The sequence below is a fragment of the Tepidicaulis marinus genome, from assembly GCF_000739695.1.
In the GTDB taxonomy this organism is placed as follows: domain Bacteria; phylum Pseudomonadota; class Alphaproteobacteria; order Parvibaculales; family Parvibaculaceae; genus Tepidicaulis; species Tepidicaulis marinus.
On the sequence record NZ_BBIO01000016.1, the window covers coordinates 64,282 to 84,571 of the forward strand.

The following is a 20,290-nucleotide window of genomic DNA, read 5'->3' on the forward strand; positions in this document are numbered from 1 at the left end:
CGCGCCAAAGCCTGCGCAGTTCACGGAAAGAGGCAGCAAAACGGGAGAGATCAGGCCGCGCGCTGGTGGCGGCCTTCTTCCACTTCTTCCACGATTTTGGCAACGAAATGGGGAAGGTCATCCGGCTTGCGGCTCGTCACGATGCCCCAATCGGAAACGACGGGCTCGTCCGTCCATTTACCGCCCGCATTTTCCACATCCGTTCGGATCGAATGATAGGACGTGACACTCCGCCCCTTCACAAGGCCCGTCTCGATCAGCAGCCAGGGCGCATGGCAGATCGCGCCGATCACCTTGCCCTTATCGGCAAACGCCTTGATCAGTTCCAGCGCCTGCGGATTAACCCGCAAGAGATCCGGATTGATCTGCCCGCCGGGCAGGACCAACGCATCATAGTCAGCTTCGCTGACCTTGCTGAGGGGGATGTCGACGGGCACCGCTGCGCCCCAATCGCCGCCGTCCCAGCCTCTAATCTGGCCTTCTTCCGGCGAGGTCACATCGACCTTCGCGCCTTTCGCCCGCAGCTCTTCCAGCGGCTTGAGAAGTTCACTCTGCTCGAACCCATGCGCGGCGAGAATAAGGATTTTCGCATCACCTATCTTCGGCATGACCAGCTCCTTGGATTCCGTGTCAGCTATGCCAGGGAAACGCAGAAAGGGCTCTGCCTGTTCCGGCAAAGCCCTTTCTTTATCGGATTGCGATGATGTGACGCTAAGCGCGCACCATATGCAGGAACTGCGCGTGGCGCTCATATTGGGCGAGCACATCGGCAATGATCTGGTCCTGCGTATAGCCCATCACATCGTAATGCTGGCTGCCCTCGGGCAGGAAAACCTCGGCGCGGTAATAATGCCGGCCTTGCTGTTTACGCACATGGCGCTGCTCGACCACGAAGGAAGGAGCTTCATAATCGTGCAGGCGGACGGAATAATAAAAATTCTGCTCGCCGCCATGGTTGACTTCGATGTAACAGGTCCGTCCCTCTTCCGCATCGACATTCGCGTCATAGCCGAGTTTCGAAAATTCTTCCGCCGCCCGCTCCAGGGCCGGGCGCACCGTCTCGCGCAAAAACCGCTGGGCTTCGGGCAATTGAGGATGGTGCAAAAGCGCGCGCAGGCGCTGCTCCCAGGGAATATTGACCCCTTGCACGCCTGCGCTCGAGGCAGAGGAAATGTCGAGACTGTTGCGCCGCACCGCTTCCAGATCGAGCGCCTTGTAAAGCCCGTAGCAGATAAAGAGCATGATGACGGAGAAAGGCAGCGCCGCCGCGATCGAGGCGGTTTGCAATGCCCCGAGCCCGCCGGCAAGCAAAAGCCCCGCCGCAACGAAGCCTTCGGTGAAGGCCCAGAAGACCCGCTGCCAGACCGGCGCATCATCCTCGCCGCCGGAGGTCAGCATATCGATCACCAGTGAGCCGGAGTCCGAGGACGTCACGAAAAACGTCACGACCAGCACGGTGGCCAATACGGACGTAATCCCGGCAAAGGGCAGATATTCGAAAAATTTAAAGAGCGCCGTCGCTGTGTTCTCCGAAACGGCGGCGGCAATGGCCCCGCCCGCCACACCGAGATCGAGCGCAATGGCCGTGTTCCCGAACACTGTCATCCAGAGGAATGTGAACCCCACGGGAATGAACAAAACACCCGTGACGAATTCGCGGATCGTGCGTCCGCGCGAAATGCGCGCGATGAACATGCCCACGAAAGGCGACCAGGCGATCCACCAGGCCCAATAAAAGAGCGTCCAGCCACCGATCCAGCCTTTCTTTTCATAGGCGTAAAGATTGAACGTCTTTTGCACCACCTCGGAAAGGTAAGTACCGACATTCTGAAAATAGGCTTCGAAAAGAAAGAGCGTCGGCCCGGCAATCAGCGTGAAGAGAACGAGGACGAGCGCCATGCCGAGATTGAGCTCGGAGATGCGCCGGATGCCGCCATCGAGCCCCATCACGACCGACCCCGTGGCGATGAGCGTAATGACTGCGATCAGCACGAGCTGCACGGTGACCGTCTCTGGCACGCCGAAGAGATAAGCAAGGCCCGAATTGACCTGCGACACACCGAAGCCGAGCGAGGTGGCGACGCCGAACATCGTGCCGAGCACCGCGAAAATATCCACTGCATGGCCGATGGGGCCGTAAATTCTATCCCCGATCAGCGGATAAAGCGCGGAACGGATGGTCAGCGGCAGATTGTGCCGGAACCCGAAATAGGCAAGCGACAGGCCGATCACCGCATAGATCGCCCAGGCATGAATGCCCCAATGGAAAAAGGTGATGGAAAGCGCCTCGCGCGCCGCTTCCACCGACCCCGGCTCGCCCACCGGCGGCGCCATGAAATGCTGTATGGGCTCGGCAACGGAAAAGAACATGAGCCCGATGCCCATGCCCGCGCTGAAAAGCATGGCGATCCAGGACCAGTAGGAAAATTCCGGCTCCGAGCCGTCCGGCCCCAGTTTCACCTGCCCATGCGTGGTGAAAGCCAGAAAGGAAACGAAGGCGAGAAAGGCCGCCACGCAAAAAATATAGAACCAGCCGAAAGTCGAAACGATCCAGTTTTGAACGACACCGAAAACGCTGCTCGCCAGATCCGGCGCGCTTATTCCCCAAATAACGAAGCCGAGAATCAAGATCGCGGAGCCGAAAAAAACCGGCGGGTTGATGACGGCCCTGGGCTTTTTTTCGTCATCGGTAAAACCGCTGCCCTCGCTGCGCATATCCATGAGACGGCCCTTTCTTGTTTTTGGGAAGCGTCGAAATCTCCGGTATCAGAAATAGAACCCGACATTAATGTTGAAGCGGTGCTGCCAGCCGCCATCGGCCGAACCCGGCCCGAAGGCGGCGCCGTAATCGGGGCTGGCATAGGCGTGGTTGCGCCCGCTCAAAAGATCGACATAGACGAATGCCGGGCCTTCGAAATCGAGCGAGACGCCGAGCACATTTTGCTGCGTGTCGGCAAAGCCGGAGGCGGTTTTTTCCATATAGCTGTAATCGTCATAGAGCGTGAGCCCTTGGAGCCCGAGCACGCTCATCTTCCAGCTATGGGAGAGCCCGGCGGAATAGACATAAGCCTCCGAGGCCACCTGATAGGGAAAATCATAAGCGCCCATGACGACGAACCGGTTATCCTGGCCTACCGGATTCTTCAAATCGATATCGTAATAAACCGCCTCGGTGATGATATTCCAGGGGCCGAAATCACCGACCCAGTGCAAGCCCGCTGCAACGCGCGAGCCGGTCTCGCCCGTCGCCCCGTTCGGAATCTCGCCGTAAAGCAGCGAAAGCCCCGCCTCGCTCGCGCCCAAGCCCGCATGATCCAACTGATAGGCGGCGCGGCCGGTCAGCTGGTTTTCTTCTTTGTTGGAGCGGCCCATATCCGAGACGATGTCATAAGAATAGCGCGCGCTGTCATTCGACTTGCCGTGATAATTGCCTTCATCGGAAAGGAAATAGGCCGCATCGAAACTCCAGGCACCTTGCTGTGTGTGATAGGCAAGGCCGAGATCGTAATCGTCCTCGAGGCCCAGATAATAGAAGATCGAAAAGAAATAACTGTGCGAGGCAAAGGGGAGCGGCCCGAACGGGACTTTCTGAACCCCGGCGCGCACATAATCAGTTTCCGAAAACCGGTACCCCGCCCAGCCGTGATGCAGGAAATGCGAGCTGTAATCGGGATCGGCATAATAATAGAGACGGTATTGCGCAGAGGCTTCCCAATTGCCGTGGGAAAAGTCCACATCCAGCATCGCGGTGTCGAAATCCCAATAGTCCCGGGGCTTCGTTTCATCCACCCAGCTCTTGTCGAAGAGATTGACGCGGACAGCGCCGCCGATTTCCACCGGCCCGAGTTTCAAGGGTTCGCTGTGAGCAGGCAAAGCCGCCAGTAAAATCCCCGCCGGAAGGAGTATACTCAAACAAAAAAGCTTCCGGCTGCGGGGAGCGATTGCACACCACATGAGGCCTCACATTTATTTTTGTTGTGAGGTGAAGCGTAAAACAAAAAATCGCCCGGCACAACGCCGCTCGCCTCCCCGCGGCGCGGGCCTCATAGGCACCCAAAAACGCCGTATACGAATAAGCGAGCGACCGCAAACTTTCGACGTTGCCGTTATTAAATGCCTGCAACGAAGTTCAGATCGGCCTTGCACACTTGCGCCACCTCGCGCGTCGACATGAACCGGCTGAGCTCACCGAAAAGCGATGCCACGCTTACCGGCGCGCCTTGCCGGTCATAGAAAAGCCAGCGATTGGCGCGGGCCGCAGAAGGCAGAATAGACGCAGCCAATGTGCCCGCTGACGTTTCGCGCGTGCGGATCAGTTTGACCGCGCCGCCCGCGCCGAAAACATGCGCGGCATAAAGCTCGCCGTGATTGGGTGTGCGCCCGAGCATCCGCTCCAATGCCTTGCGGTTGGAGACGGTGAGCTCACCGGCCATGAGGGCAGCCGCATGAGGATCGGAACGCAACCGCAAAAGCCTATCGCCGGCTTCATCGGACACGGGCCGGTAACGCCCGCCTTCTTCTTCCAGCAGCTGCGCTTCTTCCGCGAACCCGTGCTTTGCGCCATGCGCGCCCAGCATCTGGTACCAGGTCTGACGCACGAACTGGAAAGGGCCATTGGCCGATGATGTCGGCGCCTGAGCCGTCAGTACCAGCCCGCTCTCGCGCATGGCGATATGAAGGAGATAGCCGGAATTGGCGCCCGTCGCTTTGGAGGCGGCAACGATCGCACTGAGAAGATCGGGGCCCAACAGATCGATCGCATCTTCCACAAGCTCCGCATCGGCGGGCTCGGTCGTGGCAGGAGCCACCTCCGGCGGGCTCAAGCTCGCTTTTTGCGCGGCAGGTACCGTTTCTTCCTTCTCAGTATCTACCGGTGCGGAGGAGAGCGTTGCCTCTTCGCCCGCCGCTTCACTCTTTTCCTGCACCAGCGCCGCGCTTGCCTGTTGCAGCTCGGCAAGCGCCTTGGCAATCGCCGTAATATCATCGGCGGATAGCTGGTGGCGCTTGTCACCGGGCGGCGGAGGCGGCACGACGGTGAGGCCGGGAGAGGCGCCAGAAGAAACGTTCAAGGAAGAGGTTTCATCGGTCTGCGCCTCAGCCGAGGCAAGCTTTACCGGCTCGCCCTTTGCCTTGGAGGCAAGCAAGGTGGCCGTTGCCAGCGCCGATTCCGAGGCGAACGCCGACACATCGCGCGCCAGCGAGCCGTCTTTTACGTATTCCACCGCTTCTGCCACCGGTTCGATTTGCATCAGCCCGGTTTGAGCGCGGCCAAGGGCCGAGTTGCCCTCGTCTGCCGTTAAATAATCCCATGCCAGAAAGGCGATCAGGAGGAAGGAGAATTTCATCCACATAGCAGGTGCTCCTTTTAAAGCGTGGCGCCGCTGCGCCGTCCTGCCCCCAGTTCACGATGAAAATATCAGGCCTTTGCTGAATGCCCGCTGGCAGGCTTGTTCATCCCGCCTTTATAAAGCGGGCGTTTCATTGCCTAATGCAAAAAAACCAGTCGCAATCTGCAAGAATCTCGATGCCCCGCTCATTCCGGCGCGGACACGCATTTCTTCAACGCGCCGACATCGAAAAAACTCTCCGGCAAGAGCACCGCCTTGTTGAGCACGCCGTTGCGGGTCTCGTCATAGCGATTGTTATATTCCCAAAGCAGCGCGCCATCTTTGTTCACCATGAAAGCGCGCCCGTGCTCGGCCTCCACGATCAACACATCGCCATTGCCGAAAAGCTGGTGCTTGCCGCGCCGCCAGCTATAGAAGGGCACATCCTCGCTCCCCTCAAACACAATCCGGGTTTTCATTGTCGCCGGGTCGATCGCCATGATCTGCGAATGCTCAAAGCCCATATTGTTATTGTAAACCGCAATGGTGCCGTCTTGGAGAAAGCGCGGTTCATGCTGGCGGTGCCAGGGCCCGATGCTGAACCATTTAATATTGAAGACGCCGGGATCGAGCACCGCGATCATGTTCAAGGAACGCATGGAAATGAGAAGATCGCCCGCTTCGAACATCGGAAAGGCCGCCGCCATCTCCGGGTTAAGCGCTTCGATGTGATTGAGATGGAAGGGGTCGGGCGACATGCGCAAACCCGTCGGCCCCTCCTCGGATTGAATGGCAAGCACGCCCTGCAAATTATGCTGCTTGAGCACATCCACCATCATGCCGGCTTCCTTGAGTACCTTGCCGCTTTCCGCATCGGCCTGCACGAGCTTGTCATCGCGCAGCGACCAGAGAGTGCCGTCGAAAGAGCGGGTGACGGCATGATGGAAATTGCCTTCCCTCTTCCACATCACCTTGCCGCAGGAATCGAGCCGCGCCAGTACCCGACCGGAATCGAAATTGACGGCGATGGATCCGTCTTCGAAGACATCGAGCCCGTGCAGAAAAACGTTTTCAGGCCCCGGCCCTTCCGGATCGATTTGGCTGTAATCGACCGGCCAGGCATGAACCTCCTCGCCCTTGGCATCGAGCAGCAGCACCGAGTTGAGCGCCTCGCGCTCCGGCGTGAGGCCGGAGACCATGAGAAGGCGCCCTTCGTAAGCGCCGTCGCCGAAGACGCGGAAGCGGGCCTCATGGCCCTCGCGCATCGGCACGAGATGGCGGTTCGCCTCAAGCCCGAAATCGTTTTTCCAGTAACGCTGCAAATCGCGCGCAGTCTCGTAAAGCTTCCAGACCTGATAGGCGGGTGGCAGGTTCCAGATACCCGCCACGATGCCGTAGGAAAAAGCCGAGAACACCAAGGCGAAGACGAAGAGATAGACGGGCAGCTTGTCTTTCGTCTCTTCACTGATTTGAGGCAACTTCATCGCAAAGGGTCCTGCTCAAGGAATGGAGGGAGAGGCGGTAAAAAGCGGCCCGAAGGACCGGTAAATCTCTTCGGCGCGATCGAGGCGCGCGGGATCGTAATCTTCCGCCGCCTCATAAGGCGTCGGCGCGCGGAAGCGGGACGCGGCAGCATCGAGGCGCGTTTCTTCAAGCCCGCATACCCGCGCAAGGCGGGCAAGGCCCGGTGAAGGTTCCCGGCAAAGCCCGTCATAATCCACGAAGAGCACATGCGCCGAGGGCGTACTGAGAAGCGCGTCATGGGCCGCCGCCCAATAGGCGAGCCAGAAATCGAGCCCTAACGGATCAAGCGCTGGCGGATCGAGCCCCTCACCCTCCCGCGCCATCCAGCCGCCGAAATCGATGGGTTTCAGCGCCGCGCCGAACTCGTAATGACCGAGCCATTCCATATAGCGGCGGGCAAATGCGTCTTCGGCGTGGAGCGCGCTGAATTGCACATGCTGGCGGCGGAGTGAGCGGGCATGATCGAGCGGACTGCGCACCGGCACGATGATACGGCAATCGGGGAAAAGCGCGGGCAGCAAGGACAGCCGCGCGATATTCGCGTTGTTCTTGCAAAGATACCGATGCGCCCCGCCCTCTTCCTTGGCCGCGAGCGCCAGCACTTTGCGGATATGCTGAAAGTAGAAGGCCTCGAACTCGCCGTTCCTGTCCTCGCGCCCCCAAAGCCCGATGGACGTCTTCCCGTATTTTTCCGGCCAATACGCTTTCCAGATAACTTCCTCGAAGGCTTCGGGACTATCGAACCCCACCGCCACGCCGTCCCCATGCGCGCGCTCGGCAAGCGCGGATTCTTTGCGGAAGGCGCCCGAGAGCCGCCGCCAGGTAAAGGGGCAGAGAAGAAACGGCATATGCCGGTAGGTATGAGAGGTGAAGTCCGGCAGTTCCGCCAGGATTTGCAAAAGCAGCGTCGTGCCTGCGCGCGGCAGCCCGGCGACGAAAAGCGGGCGCTCGATGGCGATACCCGCGCTCGAACCGAAAAGACCTTCCTCGATATCGGCCAGCGCGATTTGCGCAGGCACGGAGGCAAAAGCCAGCCTGTGCAAAAGCCGCTCGGCCCGCGAATAGGAGTCCGGCCCGCTCATGGCGCCACTCTTCTCATCGTGCCCGCCTTCTCATCGTGCCCGCCTTCTCATCGCGTAAGCCGCCAGGCGGCAATCATGACAAGGCTAGAGACGATGATGAACACCCAGTCCGTCGCCGCCGCTTCCGCCGCGCCCAGCGGCACAAGCCCGGCGAGATCGGCAAGATAAGCTGCGCCCAAAGGCACCGCGAGCGCGATGGCCACGGAGAGCGTGATCAGGAAAAAAGCGCCGAACATGGCAAGCGCCGCCTTTTGCACCGCCGCCTCCTTTTCATCGTCGCTAAGCGCCGGGTTTCGCATGACGGCGAGCGCGCGCCGTCCTGCCGCCCCCGCCGCTTCGACGCGGGGCACAACGCCGGTCACTTTCAAGCAACCCATGAAAAGCAAAAGGCAGAGCGCCAAAAGGCCGTAGACCAGCATGGCTTTGCCGTCAGGGCTTGCGGGAAGAAGGCGCGTCCTGCGTGCTCTCCTCCGCCGCGCCGTGCGCATGGGAAGAAGCAGGGGCGGGCGCGCCGGGTTTTTTACGCAAAAGCCTTTTGAGCGGGTACCAGACAAAGCCGACAAGCGCGAGGCCCACCGCCGCAACAAGCGCCAGAATTGTCCCGATGGCCGACAGGCCCGTCCCCGGCCCCACATAGGCGAAGCTCGTGGCCGGCACGATGAAAAATGCCGAACTGGCTGCCGCCAGGACAAAAAAATCTCTACGCCGCATGGCCTTCATTCGCTCCTGAAAGAATTGGCACGTCTCACGACTATGTAAACGGCAATATACGCAGAAAGTGCCCTAAAAGTGGCGCGAAAAAGGAAGCGGCAAGGCAGGCAAAAACGCCGCAGAGGCCGGGCAGCCAGCGGTCCATTCCTGCATGACCCAGCACGGGGGCCCAGCACGGGGCCCAGCACGGGGACCCCGGCAGCGGCACGCGAAAGTTGCAACATGCAGCTTCACAGGGTCTCACACGAGCTTGATGGAATTGGAAGCAACGTGATTTCCAATCGCCAGTCCCCCTCCCCATTATTTAGGAGTGGGCCGCACGGTTCCCCTTTGCCCCGCCTAAGTGAGTTGAGCGAGTACCCCCCTTGGGGCGTTTCCTCGGGACACTTCCCCGGGACGTTACAAAGACCACTGGATAGGAGAAATCCATGAACTCGAAGACCTCTGCCCTGGCGCTTGCTGGCGCTGTCGCCGCCGCCTTGACGCTGTCGGCGCACACCTCCTTCGCCGCCGACGCCGCCGGCATGGAAAAATGCTACGGCGTTTCCCTCGCCGGTAAGAACGACTGCGCCGCCGGCCCCGGCACGAGCTGCGCCGGCACCTCGAAAGTCGATTACCAGGGCGATGCTTGGAAACTGGTTCCGGCCGGCACCTGCACCGACATCGAAACCCCGTTCGGGCCGGGCAGCCTCGAGCCTGTCGACCGCCCGGCTTGATTGACGCCCGGACGCCGGAGCCTGTTGCCCATGTCTTATCCCCCACAGACATCCCCCCCAGCGGCAACCGTGCCGGACATCTTGATCGGCGCTAAAAAGGCTCCGGCGTCCACCCCCGCTCCCGCCAAAATCCCCTCCGTCACCGGCGTGGGCCTGAAATCCGATCATTACCGCGACATTCTGGATGCCAGCCCAGGTGAGAATACCGAAGCCGGCTGGTTCGAAATTCACGCGGAAAACTACATGGGCGAGGGCGGCGCCCCCCATGCCTATCTCAGCGCCATCCGCGAACGCTTTCCTCTGTCCATTCACGGCGTGGGCCTTTCGCTCGGCAGCAACGGCCCGCTCGATGACGCGCATCTGAAGCGGCTCAAGGGATTGGTGGAGCGCTACCGGCCCGGCCTGATCTCCGAACATCTTGCCTGGTGCAGCGCCGGGGGGACGTTTTTCAACGATCTCTTTCCCGTGCCGCTGACCCATGAAACGCTGAGAAAAGTCGGCGATCACATCAACCAGACCCAGGATTACCTGTCCCGCCGTATCCTGATCGAAAACCCCTCGACCTATCTCAAGACCGTCGATGACGAGATGAGCGAGCCGGAATTTCTGGAGCTTTTATGCGAGCGCACCGGCTGCGGCATTTTGCTCGATCTGAACAACGTCGCCGTCTCCTGCGCCAATAAAGCGGAAAATACGGCAGATTATCTTGCGCATTTCCCGGGTGCGGATGTCGGCGAAATCCACCTTGCCGGCCACAGCATAGACAAGGGGCACGATTGGGAATTGCGCATCGACGATCACGGCAGCCGCGTCAGCCAGGAGGTTTGGGCGCTCTTCGGGACCTTCTGCGAGCGCTGGGGGCCGCGGCCCACCCTGATCGAGTGGGATACGGATGTACCCGCCTTCCCCGTCCTTCTGGAAGAAGCCGGCAAAGCACGGGACATTATGCAGAACGCGGCAGCTTTCGGCCCGCTTATGGGAAACGCCCATGCCGTCACTCGCTGATTTTCAGCGCAATTTCGTGCGTGCCCTCCAGTCCAGTCCCAATCATTCTCTGCGCCGGCGCATGAGCGCGCCCGGCGGCGCACCGCTCGAACAGCGCTTTGCCGTTTACCGCAACAATGTCTATCACTCCCTGACCGAAGCCTTGAGCGCCGCCTTTCCCATCATCCGCCGCCTGGTGGGGGACGAGTTTTTCAAGATCACGGCGCGCACCTTTCTCGACCGCCAACTGCCCGGACGGGCAACCCTGATCGGCTATGGGGAGGGTTTTCCCGAATTTCTGGAGAGTTTTCCACCGGCGCAGAACCTCGCCTATCTGGGTGATGTGGCACGGCTGGAACTGGCTTATCTCAGCGCCTATCACGCCGCCGATGCGCAGGCGCTAAACGGCGAAGTCTTCGCGCAAATACCGCCCGAGGCTTTAGAGACGGCGCGGATCACCCTTCATCCGGCGCTGCGGCTTTTAACCTCGCCCTATCCGGTTTTCGATATCTGGCAGACCAATCAGGATGGGCAGGAAGGGGCGGCCGCGGACAAGCCCATCAAGCTGCCCCATGCCGGCCAATGCGGTCTTTGCGCCCGCCCCCGCCTTGCCGTCATCCAAACCGCTCTACCGGAAGGCGACTATGCCTTTCTGTGCGCCTTGAAAGACGGCGGCACGCTTGGCGAAGCGGCCGAGAGCGGCGGGCAGACCCAAGAAGATTTCGATCTGACGGGCGCGCTCGCACGCGCTTTCCAGCTCGGTCTTTTCACCGCAATCGAAGGGCCTGGCATTGAAAGGCCTGACGTTGCAGGGCCCGGCATTAAAGGGCCGGGCACCGCCCCCTCTTCCTCAGCCAAGGACTAAGACCCATGACCGACACGCGTATCGATATGGCCGCTTCCGGACCTGCCGCTTTGGCCGCCAAGCTCATCGCCCTTGCCGAGCGCATTCCCGCCTCGGTTTACGCGCTTGCCATGCGCTTTGCCATCGCCTCCGTTTTCTTTCTATCCGGCCGCACGAAAGTGGAAGGGGTCCTCACGCTGAAATCCAGCACCTTTTATCTCTTCGAACATGAATACGCGCTGCCGGTAATCTCCTCATCGCTCGCCGCGCATCTGGCGACTTATGCCGAGCATCTCTTCCCGCTCTTGCTGGTGATCGGCCTTGCCAGCCGCTTTTCCGCCGCCGCGCTCCTCACCATGACGCTGGTCATTCAGATTTTCGTTTATCCGGGCGCCTGGTCCACGCATCTCCTCTGGGCCTCGATCCTGCTTTACCTCATCGCCCGCGGTCCCGGCGCGCTCTCGCTCGACCACGTCATTGCCCGGCGCCAGTGATTGCCAGGCACCTGTGATCGCCCAGCGTTCGGACGGCGCTTGAGACTCCCGCAAGCGCCGCAGCGCCTCTTCCTGCCAGTTTTAGCCCCAGGCCGGAAGAGGCGCGCCCTTGCGAGGGTAGGAAGAACCGGCCCCCGCAGACCTTCAAACGGCTTGTCACAGAGAATAAAAACCCTACTTTTTCGCGGTTTTTTGCAGATCCTCCTTATTCATTTGCAGATGATCCAAGAGCGCGCCAGCTCAATTGATTCATCTTCCCGCCGCCCCCACTCTCCATCCCGTCGACGGATGCAGCAATCCCTTCAGGTCCTGCCGATCCGACAGACATGAAACGAACCGGGAAAGGAACTCTCCGTGATCAACAAGAAAACCTGTGCGGCCGCCCTCGTGGCCTTCGCCTTCTCCATGCCGGCTGTTGCCGAAGAGCCGATGAACGATCTGGAAATTGCGCACACCGCCTATACGGCCGGCCAGATCGACATTCGCTATGCGCATCTGGCGCTGGCCCTGTCGCAGAACGAAGACGTGCGCGCCTTCGCTGCGACGATGGTCCGCGACCACACGGCCGTGAACGATGCTGCCGGCGCGCTCATCACCGAGCTGAACGTGACGCCGCAGGACAACGGCCTCAGCCAGGCGCTTGTGAAAGGCGCTGGCGAAAAGGTCGAAGAGCTGACCGGCCTGCGCGGCAAAGCCTTCGATTGCGCCTATGCAACGAACGAGCTTGGCTACCACCAGGTCGTCAACCAGACCGTGGAAGGCAAGTTCATTCCGAACACGACCGTCGAGCCGCTCAAAGAGCTGCTGACGGACGCGCTTGCCACGTTCAAGCAGCATGAAAAGCATGCTGAAAACATGGTCAGCAGCCTCAAGTGCTCGTAAAGCGCACATATACCCGCAGGCGGGCCGGCGCCCTTTTGGGCGCCGGCCTCGCCGCGCTTTTCCTCTCCGGCGCCCCGCGCGCCGGCGACGCGCCGCGCACCCATAAGATCGATATCCAGAAATTTAAATTCGCGCCTGCCGCGCTGACCATCAAAGCCGGCGACAGCGTGGAATGGACCAATCACGACATCGCCCCCCATACCGCCACCCATGAAGAAGGCAGCTGGGACACGGGCACGCTCTCCCGCGGTGAAAGCGCCGCCCTCACCTTCGAGACGCCCGGAACCTACAGCTATTTCTGCGCCTTCCACCCGCAAATGACCGGGACGCTGACCGTCGAAGCATAAGCGGACTAACACTTCACTCCCCCTCAAGACGCGGGGAATAGATCATGAAAACAATGTCCTCTTTCATGAAAAGCGCCATGATGAGGCTCGATATGCCCCAGGCAAGCAGCATGCTGACAAGCGTGTGTGAAAAGTAGTGCTGGCCGCGCGCCATCTGAAAGCCCCCCATGAGCCAGCCCATGGCAATCCCCGGCAGCCAATAAAAAACGGCGGGCAAGGCGTCTTGCGCAAAGATAAAGGATGAGGAGCGAGGCCGAGACGGCAAGCAGAATTTTCGGCAGCTTGTAAAGCGCCCAGAACAAGAGCCCGCGCTCGTCGGGCTGGATGAGCCATCCTCCCGCCATCCGGTCGAAGAAAAAGGTCTGTAGCCATCTGTCGACGAACTGCAGCTCAGGCAGCATAAGAACGAGCGCAATGAGTGCCAGACAAACGGCACTTTCCAGAAAGAGCCGGTTCTTCTGCATGTTCAAGCCCCGTGACCGCCGGGTTGGGGCGCGGATTTTTCTTCCGCCGCGCCCGCCGCAAAAAGATCGAGCGCGGGATCGTAAAGCTCGGTCTCCACGTTAAGGGCGCCCAATATCGTATGGAAGATCGCGTCATGGGTTGCAGGCAGGCGGGCCCGGCGGGAAAGCGCTTCACTGTCGATTTTGAATCGCCCCGCATAGCCTTTCGACACCCAAAGCAGGAAGGGGATATGCCGCTGCACGTCGGGGGAAAACGCATATGGCAGGCCGTGCAAGTAAAGTCCCATCTCACCAAGCGATTCGCCATGATCGGAGGCATAGAGAAGGGCAGTATCGGCATCGGCCCGGTGCGTCTCAAGCACGCCGATCATACCGGCCAGAACGTGATCGGTATAACGGATGGAATTGTCATAAGTATTGCGAATCTCGTCCGACGAGCAGGACTGCAAATTCACCGTGCCGCAGACCGGCGCAAAAATTCTAAAGCCGGCGGGATAGCGCTTGTAATAGGCCGGCCCGTGCGAGCCCATTTGATGCAGCACAATGACCGTATCCCGCCGCAACATGCGCACGCGCCGCTCCAGCGCCTTCACCAGCACTTCATCCGGGCAGCCGGCCTGCGTGCAGATGCCAGGATAGGTTTTTGTGTCCAGCTGCTCCGTCTCGATGCGTGCGCAGACGCCTTTGCAGCCGGAATTGTTCTCCACCCACAGGACATCGACATCCGCGCGCTTGAGAATGTCGAGCACGTTTTCCGAGCCCATGGCGGCAGCCCTGTCATAAGTCTCCCGCCCGGCGGCGGAAAACATGCAAGGCAGGGATTCGGCTGTCGAGGTGCCGCATGAATAAGCGTTCCTGAAACTGACAACGCCGAGCGCCGCCAGCTCAGGGTTCGTTTCGCGCTCATAGCCGTTGAGGGAAAAATCGGCGGCCCGCGCCGTCTCTCCCACCACCACGACAAAAAGAAGCGGCTTGCCGTTTTCGCCGGCCCCGCTCCCCCGGCGCACCGTCTTTGCCAGACGGCGTATCTCACCGCTGCCCGCGCTGCCCCGCTCGCCTTCCGTGAAATATTTCGCCGAATAATAAATCGGTGAGGTCGGGTTGATCATATGCCGGAGATACCGGTTGTTCCGGATGAGCAAAGCATAATCCTGAAAGAAAAACGCGCCGCTAAAACCGATAAGGACAAGACAGGTAACGAGGCTGCCTGCGCGCAGGAAAAGCTCGCGCCGCCATCCCGGCCAGCGCAGCGGCACCCGGAAAATCAGTGCAGCCGGAAGCACCCCCAATAACAGCATATGAAGAAGAAAGGGAAGCGAGAGAAGATCGCCCGCCTCGCCTCCATCGGTTTCAACGATATTGGCGATCATGGTCTGGTCGAACATCGCTCCGTAAGACGAGGTAAACCAGGACGTGGCGGCCGCCAGCAGAAAAAGCGCGGCAAAGACAGGCTTCATAATGCGCGGCAGAGCGGCGAGCTGCAGCAGAATGAAAAACAACGCGCCCAGAACAAAACCGAGAGAGCCGAGGAAGGCATAGTCTTCCAGCGACCGCCCCGGCCAGACCTGCCAAACGGTCTGCCAGAGCCGAATATTGTAAAAGAGCAGCAGCGCGGCGCTTGCACCAAGCGCAAGAAGGAGCGGGTGAACCCCCCGCTCTTGTCCGCCTGTCCTCTCTTGCCAACGCCTGCGAAGGCGCGCACGGACCTTTCCCCAATAGGCGCTTCGCAGCGCGTTCGATATGGTGGCTTTATCGGTCATGAGGCCTTGCATAAAGGAATTAAGAACGCCGTTTAAAACCGGTCAGCATGGCGCGCGGCAAATTTTCCTTATGCGCGATGCTGGAGGCGGCAACCCCTGCCAGATGGAGCAGCACGAGAGCGAGCGTCAGATTGGCGGCAAGCTCATGGATTTCTTCCAAAAACTCGGCACCTTCATGATCTTCATATTCATCATCGGCGCGGGCAGGTGCGATGAAGGCGATCTCCTGCATCTGGCCACCGGCAAAAAGCGGCGCAAGCGGCCCCTCGCCTTCTTCGGCTGCAAGCAATGCCATGCCGCTCAGGGCCGTCACAGCGAGCATGAAAAGAAGGGCGATCACCATTGCACCGCCCGCCGGGCTGTGCCCGAGATGCCGCGGCGCGCTGCCTGTCAAAAGGCCGCGCAAATAGCCCAGCACCGCGCGCGGCGGCGCAATGAAACTCGCAAACCGGGCGGGGGCCGGCCCGGCAAATCCCCAAAGAACCCGCAGCATGACATAAGCGCCGACCCCATACCCCGCCCAGCTATGCAGCCACAAAGGCTCGCCTTCGCTCAGATAAGCCACGGCAAAGCAAAGCGCCAAAAACCAGTGCCCATAACGCACGAGCGGGTCCCAGACGCGGACCTGATCCTCATCTTTTGCGCTCATTCCCGATCCCGCCTCAAACGGGCGCGGGCCGCTTCCTGTCTCTGATTTTACGGACATCTTAAAACTCCAGCTCGTATTCCAACATCCACTTGACGGTATCGTCCGCCGTTGCCCCGGTCAGACCGCGCAAATAGCCGATCTCGGCCTTGATCTCGCCGGGCACACCTTCAAGCTCGAAAGCGCCGCCCAGAACCGGCCCGGCCCGGTGTTCCTGATCCTTGCTGCTTTTGAAGTCATGCACCGGCCCCAGCGAGCCGAAGGCCTCAAGCCCGGCATAGAATTCATCGGAAAATTCGTAGTGAATGCCCGCGCCATATTCGACGCCGAGCCCGCTATCGCGCCCAGCGCCGATCTCCCGTTCGAAAAGCAGGTTTGCGCGGGTAACGGTATTGCCGATGCGCTTTTCGATGAGCGGACCGAATTCAAATTTATCCGGCTGCCCGCTACCCCCTTTGAGATATTCGATCAGCAAACCGAAATCGACGAAATGCGAACCGTCACCAATGATTTCCAGACGGTTCTCCCATTTCGTGGCGTCGAACCGGGTCTTGCCGGTGCCCGGATCGCGCACCCATTCCCCGCCGATCTCGGCAAACCAATAATCGGTCAGCCCGTAGCCGATGCTTGCCGAATAGAACTGCTCGTCATCGAGACTGCTTTTGCTGTCACTGGTTACAAAACCGCGTTGCTCGATCTCCAGCGCGCCTTCTTCAACGAGGGGTGAATAAAGCTTCGTGCCCGCCAAAGCCGGACAAGAAACACAGGCGCAAACCGCCGCAACCGTGGCCGCCAAAACCAATGCGCGGGATCCCGCGATATCTTTCATCATTTGCCCCCGATTCTTCACGATACGCGTGCCTCTTTTTCAGCGCCGCCCGCCGCAACACCGCGATAGGCGGTGAATTGTTTGATGAGCCCCCCATCCACAGCGCCCGGCACAAGGCGCTGAAGCAGCACGAAGAAGCGTTCGGGACCGGCTGGATAGACACTGCGTTTTTGCTTTTCCGCCGCCCGCCAGATGCGCCGCGCCACTTTGGCCGGATCATCAAGCTTCATCGCGAACGGCTCCACCAGCTCTTCAAAGGCTTGCGCCGCTGGCGTGCGCACCGCGCGCGGCGCGGCATAAGTCACCCCCACACCGTCAGGCGCAAGTTCGCGGCGCAGCGCATCGGAAAGCCCGCGCAGGCCGAATTTCGTTGCCGAATAGGCGGCAAAAAGCGGAAAGGCGATATCGCCGAACATCGAACCGACATTGACGATGCGCGGCGCGGCGGCGCGCTTGAGAAAGGGCAGCAGGTCCCGGCTGAGAAGCAGCGGCGCGGCAAGGTTGGTCAGCAGCATTTCCATTACCGCAGCCTCCGTCATGCCCGCGATGGAGCCGGTGCGTACCGCGCCTGCATTGTTGATCAACATGTCAAGCGCGCCGCCCGCACCGGCAACTGCCTCGGCGATCGCCAAACGCCCTTCCGCTTTCGTGATATCTGCTGGCACAAGTATGGGCTCAGAGCCGGCGGGAAGATGCGCAGCCGTTTCAGCCAGCGCCTCCTTGCGCCGCCCGGCAAGAATTAGCCGCGCGCCTGCCCGCGCCGCCTCTCCGGCAAGCGCCGCGCCGATGCCAGAGCCTGCCCCGGTAATGACGACCAGCCGGTCCTTTTTACGCCGCATGCTGCGCCTCCTTAAGTCCGGCATCACGGGCGAGCTTGGCGAACATCTCCCCCCAAAGCCGGTACACCATGTTTGCCGTATCGATGACGGCGCGCCGGTTCTCCTCTCCCTCGACCTGATCGACGAGATTCTCAAAAAAAGCGATATGCTCCTGATCGAGCGCGCCATGCGAGGTCAGATACGTAAAGCCCTTGGCCTGACCTTCCATCCCGAGACGCTTGCGCACGGCATCTGCGCCCGCGGAGGCGATATCGACGGACGTGCCCTCCAGCACCAGCACCATGCCCAGCATGGAATAGGGATTGACGAACTCGACGGCGTAATAAACGAACGCCACCATCGCCCGCACCGGCCAGCCGCCGTCTCCAGCCCGCACCCGCGCCGCGTCACCGCCGAGATGGGCAATATCGTTCAGGATCCATTCTTCATGCCCCTGCTCTTCGGAGAGATATTCCAGAAGCGCGCTGCGGTAGGTTCCGTCGCCTTTCGGGCAATGGGCGAGCGCATGCGCCAGAAGCGGGCATGTATGTTTGACGTGATGATAGGCCTCGGTCAGATAGGCGATATAGAGATCGCGGTCGACGCCGTTCTGCGCCGCTTCCATGACGATAGGCACGGAAAAGAATGCGTCTCTTGCGTCCTGCGTTTCCTGAAGAAGCGTGTCGTAAAAACTCATGCGAACTTTTCCTCCATGCGCGTGGCGGTTTTCAGTCGGGCCCGGCCTTCCGGCCCCTTGATCCAGGTTTCGATTTCCTTGCGCCGCGGACGTCCATTGGGACTGAGAAGGCCGAAGGTCTGCATCTCATCGCCCGTCAACACGGCGAAACTGCGCGGCAGCGCATAATCCGGTATGCCGGTCAAAATGCCCTGCAGCGCCTCGATGATTGCCGCAGGTTCCGCTGTCTGAAAAAAATCGCCGGCAAAAGCGCCCGGCACGATGAGCGCTATGGGATAGGGCGCGCCATGGCCGCAGAGCACCGCGCGCAAGATACGCGGGTCGCCCTGAAGCTGTGCTTCGATCCATTCCGGCTGCACATTGCGCCCATAGGCCGTCACCAGCATCGCGTCTTTGCGGCCCTCGACGATGAGATTGCCCGCCGCATCGAACCGGCCAAGATCGCCCGTCCGCCAAGCCCCCTGATGGTCGGGACCGCCTGCATAACCGCTCATGACGCTCGGGCCCGACACCGTAATCTCGCCCTCTTCGATCGTGACGGTAAGCCCGTCGAGCACCTTGCCGGCCGTTCCCGCGGCTGCGGCGCCCGGCCGGTTGACCGCAACGACCGAGCCGCATTCGGAAAGCCCGTAGCCTTCAAGACAGGGAATGCCGAGCGAGGCGGCCGCCTGCAGCACTTGCGGCGGCACCGGCGCGCCGCCCACCGCAACGGCGCGCAGCGAGGAAGGTGCTTGGGCGTCTGCAAGCAAAAGCGCCCCCACCCAGGCACGTAAAAGCTCAGGTACCAGCACGCTCACGCTGGGGCGCACCTCTTCAAAGGCAAGGCGGATCGCATCAAGATCCCCGCCTGCGCACGCTCCGGCCACATGGCGCCGGACGGTAGAAAGTCCGCCCACAAGAATGGGCACGTGAATGCCGCACAGCTCTTCAAGCAGCAGCGGGAAAGGAAGAACGGACAGATAGCTATCCGCGCTTGTCGCCGAAATGGCGCGCGCCAAGGCGGCGGAAATATAATCGAGCTGCCGGTCGCCAAGCCGCACCCCTTTCGGTCTGCCTGTCGAACCGGAAGTATAGATAATACGCTGGCCGGAACCCGGCGCGCGCAGCAGAGCGGCGTCCGCCTGACCGACCACATCCGGCCCGAAAAGCGTCTCGACCGGCGCAAGGCGGGCCGCGCGGGCTCTGTTGTCCTCATCGCAAAGAATGAGAGAAAGCTCCGCATCCCCTGCCACATGGGCAAGCTGATCGTCGGAAAAGAAGGGCGGCAGCGGCACAAGGCAGCGGCCCGACGCGGTCACCGCAAGATCCGCCACCACCCAGTCAATGCCGTTCGCCGCCATCAATCCGACGGGGCCTGCGCCTTCGGCAAGCCTTTCCACCGCCCCCGCCACACGGGCGGCAAGCTCACGGAAACTGCAGGATGTTTCATCGTCACTAAAAGCGATCCGGTCCGGCCACTTTTCGGCGGCGCGCGCCAGCGCGGCAATAACCTCAGCCATGAAGAGCATATTCTTTCAAAGGGGAATCAAAGGCAGCCGCCTGGGAGGAGGCCGGCGTCAGCGCGGGCACGGAAAGGCTCGCCCGCGGAAAAACAGCATGGGCCGGGTCGCGCATCAGACAGACCCAGGGGTCCATCTCATAATAGCTGCCCCAACTTTGCGCATTGCCGATCCGTTCAGCCCGGGCCGGAACAAGCGCGGTGAAGGGAATACCGAGCCGCAGGAAGAGCCTGCGCAGCGGGGCCGTGATCGTGAAGAGCCCGGCGGTGAGCCCGCGTGCGCGGCCACAATCGAGCAGCGCCGCCATCAGCGGAAAAAGCGCGAAAGGCGAAGCACTGACCAGTGTGGTGATTTCGATAAAGGCATGGGAGGACACCGGCCCGCCCCAAAGCTCTGCCGCGATGTCGCAAAGCGGCTTGTCGAGATAGGCCTCGGAGAAAAACCCGTCCCCGGCAAGACGGATACCGGCACCGGCAAGAGGCGCCCCGCCGTCCCGCCGAACGACACAGAGCTGCGCGGGAAAATTTTCAAGCTGCGCACCATAGGCCCGCGCATAACCGGCTTTCAGGAACGCTTCCGCTTCGGCGCGGCCGCCGCACGCCTGGCTCAAAATCGTGGCCTGCACAGATCCGCCTCCGTTACACATGAGCCCTTAAGACAGGCACA

The 20,290-nt window shown here is 60.8% G+C and carries 22 protein-coding genes; 6 read left to right on the forward strand and 16 right to left on the reverse strand.

Annotated features, from left to right (window positions below):
* Positions 1-50: 50 nt before the first annotated feature.
* From M2A_RS13685 to M2A_RS13720, 8 genes are all read right to left on the reverse strand, one after another.
* Positions 51-608, reverse strand: coding sequence for a type 1 glutamine amidotransferase domain-containing protein (locus M2A_RS13685; RefSeq protein ID WP_045448657.1), 558 nt, complete (start codon positions 606-608; stop codon positions 51-53).
* A gap of 103 nt (positions 609-711) precedes the next feature.
* Complete coding sequence (betT, locus tag M2A_RS13690) at positions 712-2,721, reverse strand: choline BCCT transporter BetT (protein WP_045448586.1); 2,010 nt, start codon at positions 2,719-2,721, stop codon at positions 712-714.
* A gap of 45 nt (positions 2,722-2,766) precedes the next feature.
* Positions 2,767-3,912 carry a putative porin gene (locus M2A_RS13695; RefSeq protein WP_197052944.1) on the reverse strand — a complete coding sequence of 382 codons (1,146 nt, stop codon included), beginning with the start codon at positions 3,910-3,912 and terminating at the stop codon, positions 2,767-2,769.
* 197 nt (positions 3,913-4,109) lie between these two features.
* Positions 4,110-5,351 carry a hypothetical protein gene (locus M2A_RS17540; protein WP_052379501.1) on the reverse strand — a complete coding sequence of 414 codons (1,242 nt, stop codon included), beginning with the start codon at positions 5,349-5,351 and terminating at the stop codon, positions 4,110-4,112.
* A gap of 182 nt (positions 5,352-5,533) precedes the next feature.
* Positions 5,534-6,811, reverse strand: coding sequence for an arylsulfotransferase family protein (locus M2A_RS13705; RefSeq protein WP_045448587.1), 1,278 nt, complete (start codon positions 6,809-6,811; stop codon positions 5,534-5,536).
* A 15-nt stretch (positions 6,812-6,826) separates the two neighbouring features.
* Positions 6,827-7,933: a sulfotransferase gene (locus M2A_RS13710; RefSeq protein ID WP_052379502.1), complete on the reverse strand. Its 1,107-nt coding sequence runs from the start codon at positions 7,931-7,933 to the stop codon at positions 6,827-6,829.
* 47 nt (positions 7,934-7,980) lie between these two features.
* The gene (locus tag M2A_RS13715) at positions 7,981-8,352 is read right to left on the reverse strand and encodes a hypothetical protein (protein WP_045448589.1); all 372 of its coding nucleotides are present in this window, start codon (positions 8,350-8,352) and stop codon (positions 7,981-7,983) included.
* Positions 8,353-8,362: 10 nt separating this feature from the next.
* Positions 8,363-8,644, reverse strand: coding sequence for a hypothetical protein (locus tag M2A_RS13720; RefSeq protein WP_197052945.1), 282 nt, complete (start codon positions 8,642-8,644; stop codon positions 8,363-8,365).
* 428 nt (positions 8,645-9,072) lie between these two features.
* Between M2A_RS13720 and M2A_RS13725 the strand changes: the two genes are divergently transcribed.
* The 6 genes from M2A_RS13725 (at position 9,073) to M2A_RS13750 (ending at position 12,911) form a co-directional block, all read left to right on the forward strand.
* Positions 9,073-9,360 carry a BufA1 family periplasmic bufferin-type metallophore gene (locus M2A_RS13725; RefSeq protein ID WP_045448591.1) on the forward strand — a complete coding sequence of 96 codons (288 nt, stop codon included), beginning with the start codon at positions 9,073-9,075 and terminating at the stop codon, positions 9,358-9,360.
* 69 nt (positions 9,361-9,429) lie between these two features.
* Entirely contained in the window at positions 9,430-10,365 is a 936-nt protein-coding gene (gene bufB / locus M2A_RS13730) for an MNIO family bufferin maturase (protein ID WP_244444458.1), read from the forward strand.
* Complete coding sequence (locus M2A_RS13735; protein WP_052379503.1) at positions 10,349-11,209, forward strand: HvfC/BufC N-terminal domain-containing protein; 861 nt, start codon at positions 10,349-10,351, stop codon at positions 11,207-11,209. The genes bufB and M2A_RS13735 overlap by 17 nt, the downstream gene beginning before the upstream one ends.
* Before the next feature lie 5 nt (positions 11,210-11,214).
* Positions 11,215-11,682 (forward strand): DoxX family protein, encoded by a 468-nt coding sequence (locus tag M2A_RS13740; protein WP_197052946.1) that lies wholly within the window; start codon positions 11,215-11,217, stop codon positions 11,680-11,682.
* A 354-nt stretch (positions 11,683-12,036) separates the two neighbouring features.
* Positions 12,037-12,564 (forward strand): DUF4142 domain-containing protein, encoded by a 528-nt coding sequence (locus M2A_RS13745; protein ID WP_045448593.1) that lies wholly within the window; start codon positions 12,037-12,039, stop codon positions 12,562-12,564.
* Positions 12,555-12,911: a cupredoxin domain-containing protein gene (locus M2A_RS13750; protein ID WP_045448594.1), complete on the forward strand. Its 357-nt coding sequence runs from the start codon at positions 12,555-12,557 to the stop codon at positions 12,909-12,911. Before M2A_RS13745 ends, M2A_RS13750 begins: the two co-directional genes overlap by 10 nt.
* Before the next feature lie 13 nt (positions 12,912-12,924).
* Here the strand turns inward: M2A_RS13750 and M2A_RS13755 are convergent, their stop codons facing one another.
* The 8 genes from M2A_RS13755 to M2A_RS13790 all read right to left on the reverse strand — a co-directional run bounded on the left by M2A_RS13755 (position 12,925) and on the right by M2A_RS13790 (position 20,249).
* Positions 12,925-13,092, reverse strand: a complete 168-nt coding sequence (locus M2A_RS13755) for a hypothetical protein (RefSeq protein WP_156101773.1) — start codon at positions 13,090-13,092, stop codon at positions 12,925-12,927.
* Positions 13,093-13,377: 285 nt separating this feature from the next.
* Positions 13,378-15,135, reverse strand: a complete 1,758-nt coding sequence (locus M2A_RS13760; RefSeq protein ID WP_197052947.1) for a phosphoethanolamine transferase — start codon at positions 15,133-15,135, stop codon at positions 13,378-13,380.
* 19 nt (positions 15,136-15,154) lie between these two features.
* A complete protein-coding gene (locus M2A_RS13765; protein WP_045448598.1) occupies positions 15,155-15,784 on the reverse strand; it encodes a cytochrome b/b6 domain-containing protein in 630 nt (209 codons plus the stop codon).
* Positions 15,785-15,842: 58 nt separating this feature from the next.
* The gene (locus M2A_RS13770; protein ID WP_045448600.1) at positions 15,843-16,613 is read right to left on the reverse strand and encodes a hypothetical protein; all 771 of its coding nucleotides are present in this window, start codon (positions 16,611-16,613) and stop codon (positions 15,843-15,845) included.
* 14 nt (positions 16,614-16,627) lie between these two features.
* The gene (locus M2A_RS13775; protein WP_045448602.1) at positions 16,628-17,449 is read right to left on the reverse strand and encodes an SDR family NAD(P)-dependent oxidoreductase; all 822 of its coding nucleotides are present in this window, start codon (positions 17,447-17,449) and stop codon (positions 16,628-16,630) included.
* The gene (locus M2A_RS13780; protein WP_045448604.1) at positions 17,439-18,125 is read right to left on the reverse strand and encodes an iron-containing redox enzyme family protein; all 687 of its coding nucleotides are present in this window, start codon (positions 18,123-18,125) and stop codon (positions 17,439-17,441) included. The genes M2A_RS13775 and M2A_RS13780 overlap by 11 nt, the downstream gene beginning before the upstream one ends.
* The gene (locus M2A_RS13785; RefSeq protein WP_197052948.1) at positions 18,122-19,624 is read right to left on the reverse strand and encodes an AMP-binding protein; all 1,503 of its coding nucleotides are present in this window, start codon (positions 19,622-19,624) and stop codon (positions 18,122-18,124) included. Before M2A_RS13785 ends, M2A_RS13780 begins: the two co-directional genes overlap by 4 nt.
* Positions 19,617-20,249 carry a thermostable hemolysin gene (locus M2A_RS13790; protein ID WP_045448606.1) on the reverse strand — a complete coding sequence of 211 codons (633 nt, stop codon included), beginning with the start codon at positions 20,247-20,249 and terminating at the stop codon, positions 19,617-19,619. Before M2A_RS13790 ends, M2A_RS13785 begins: the two co-directional genes overlap by 8 nt.
* Between the last annotated feature and the right edge of the window lie 41 nt (positions 20,250-20,290).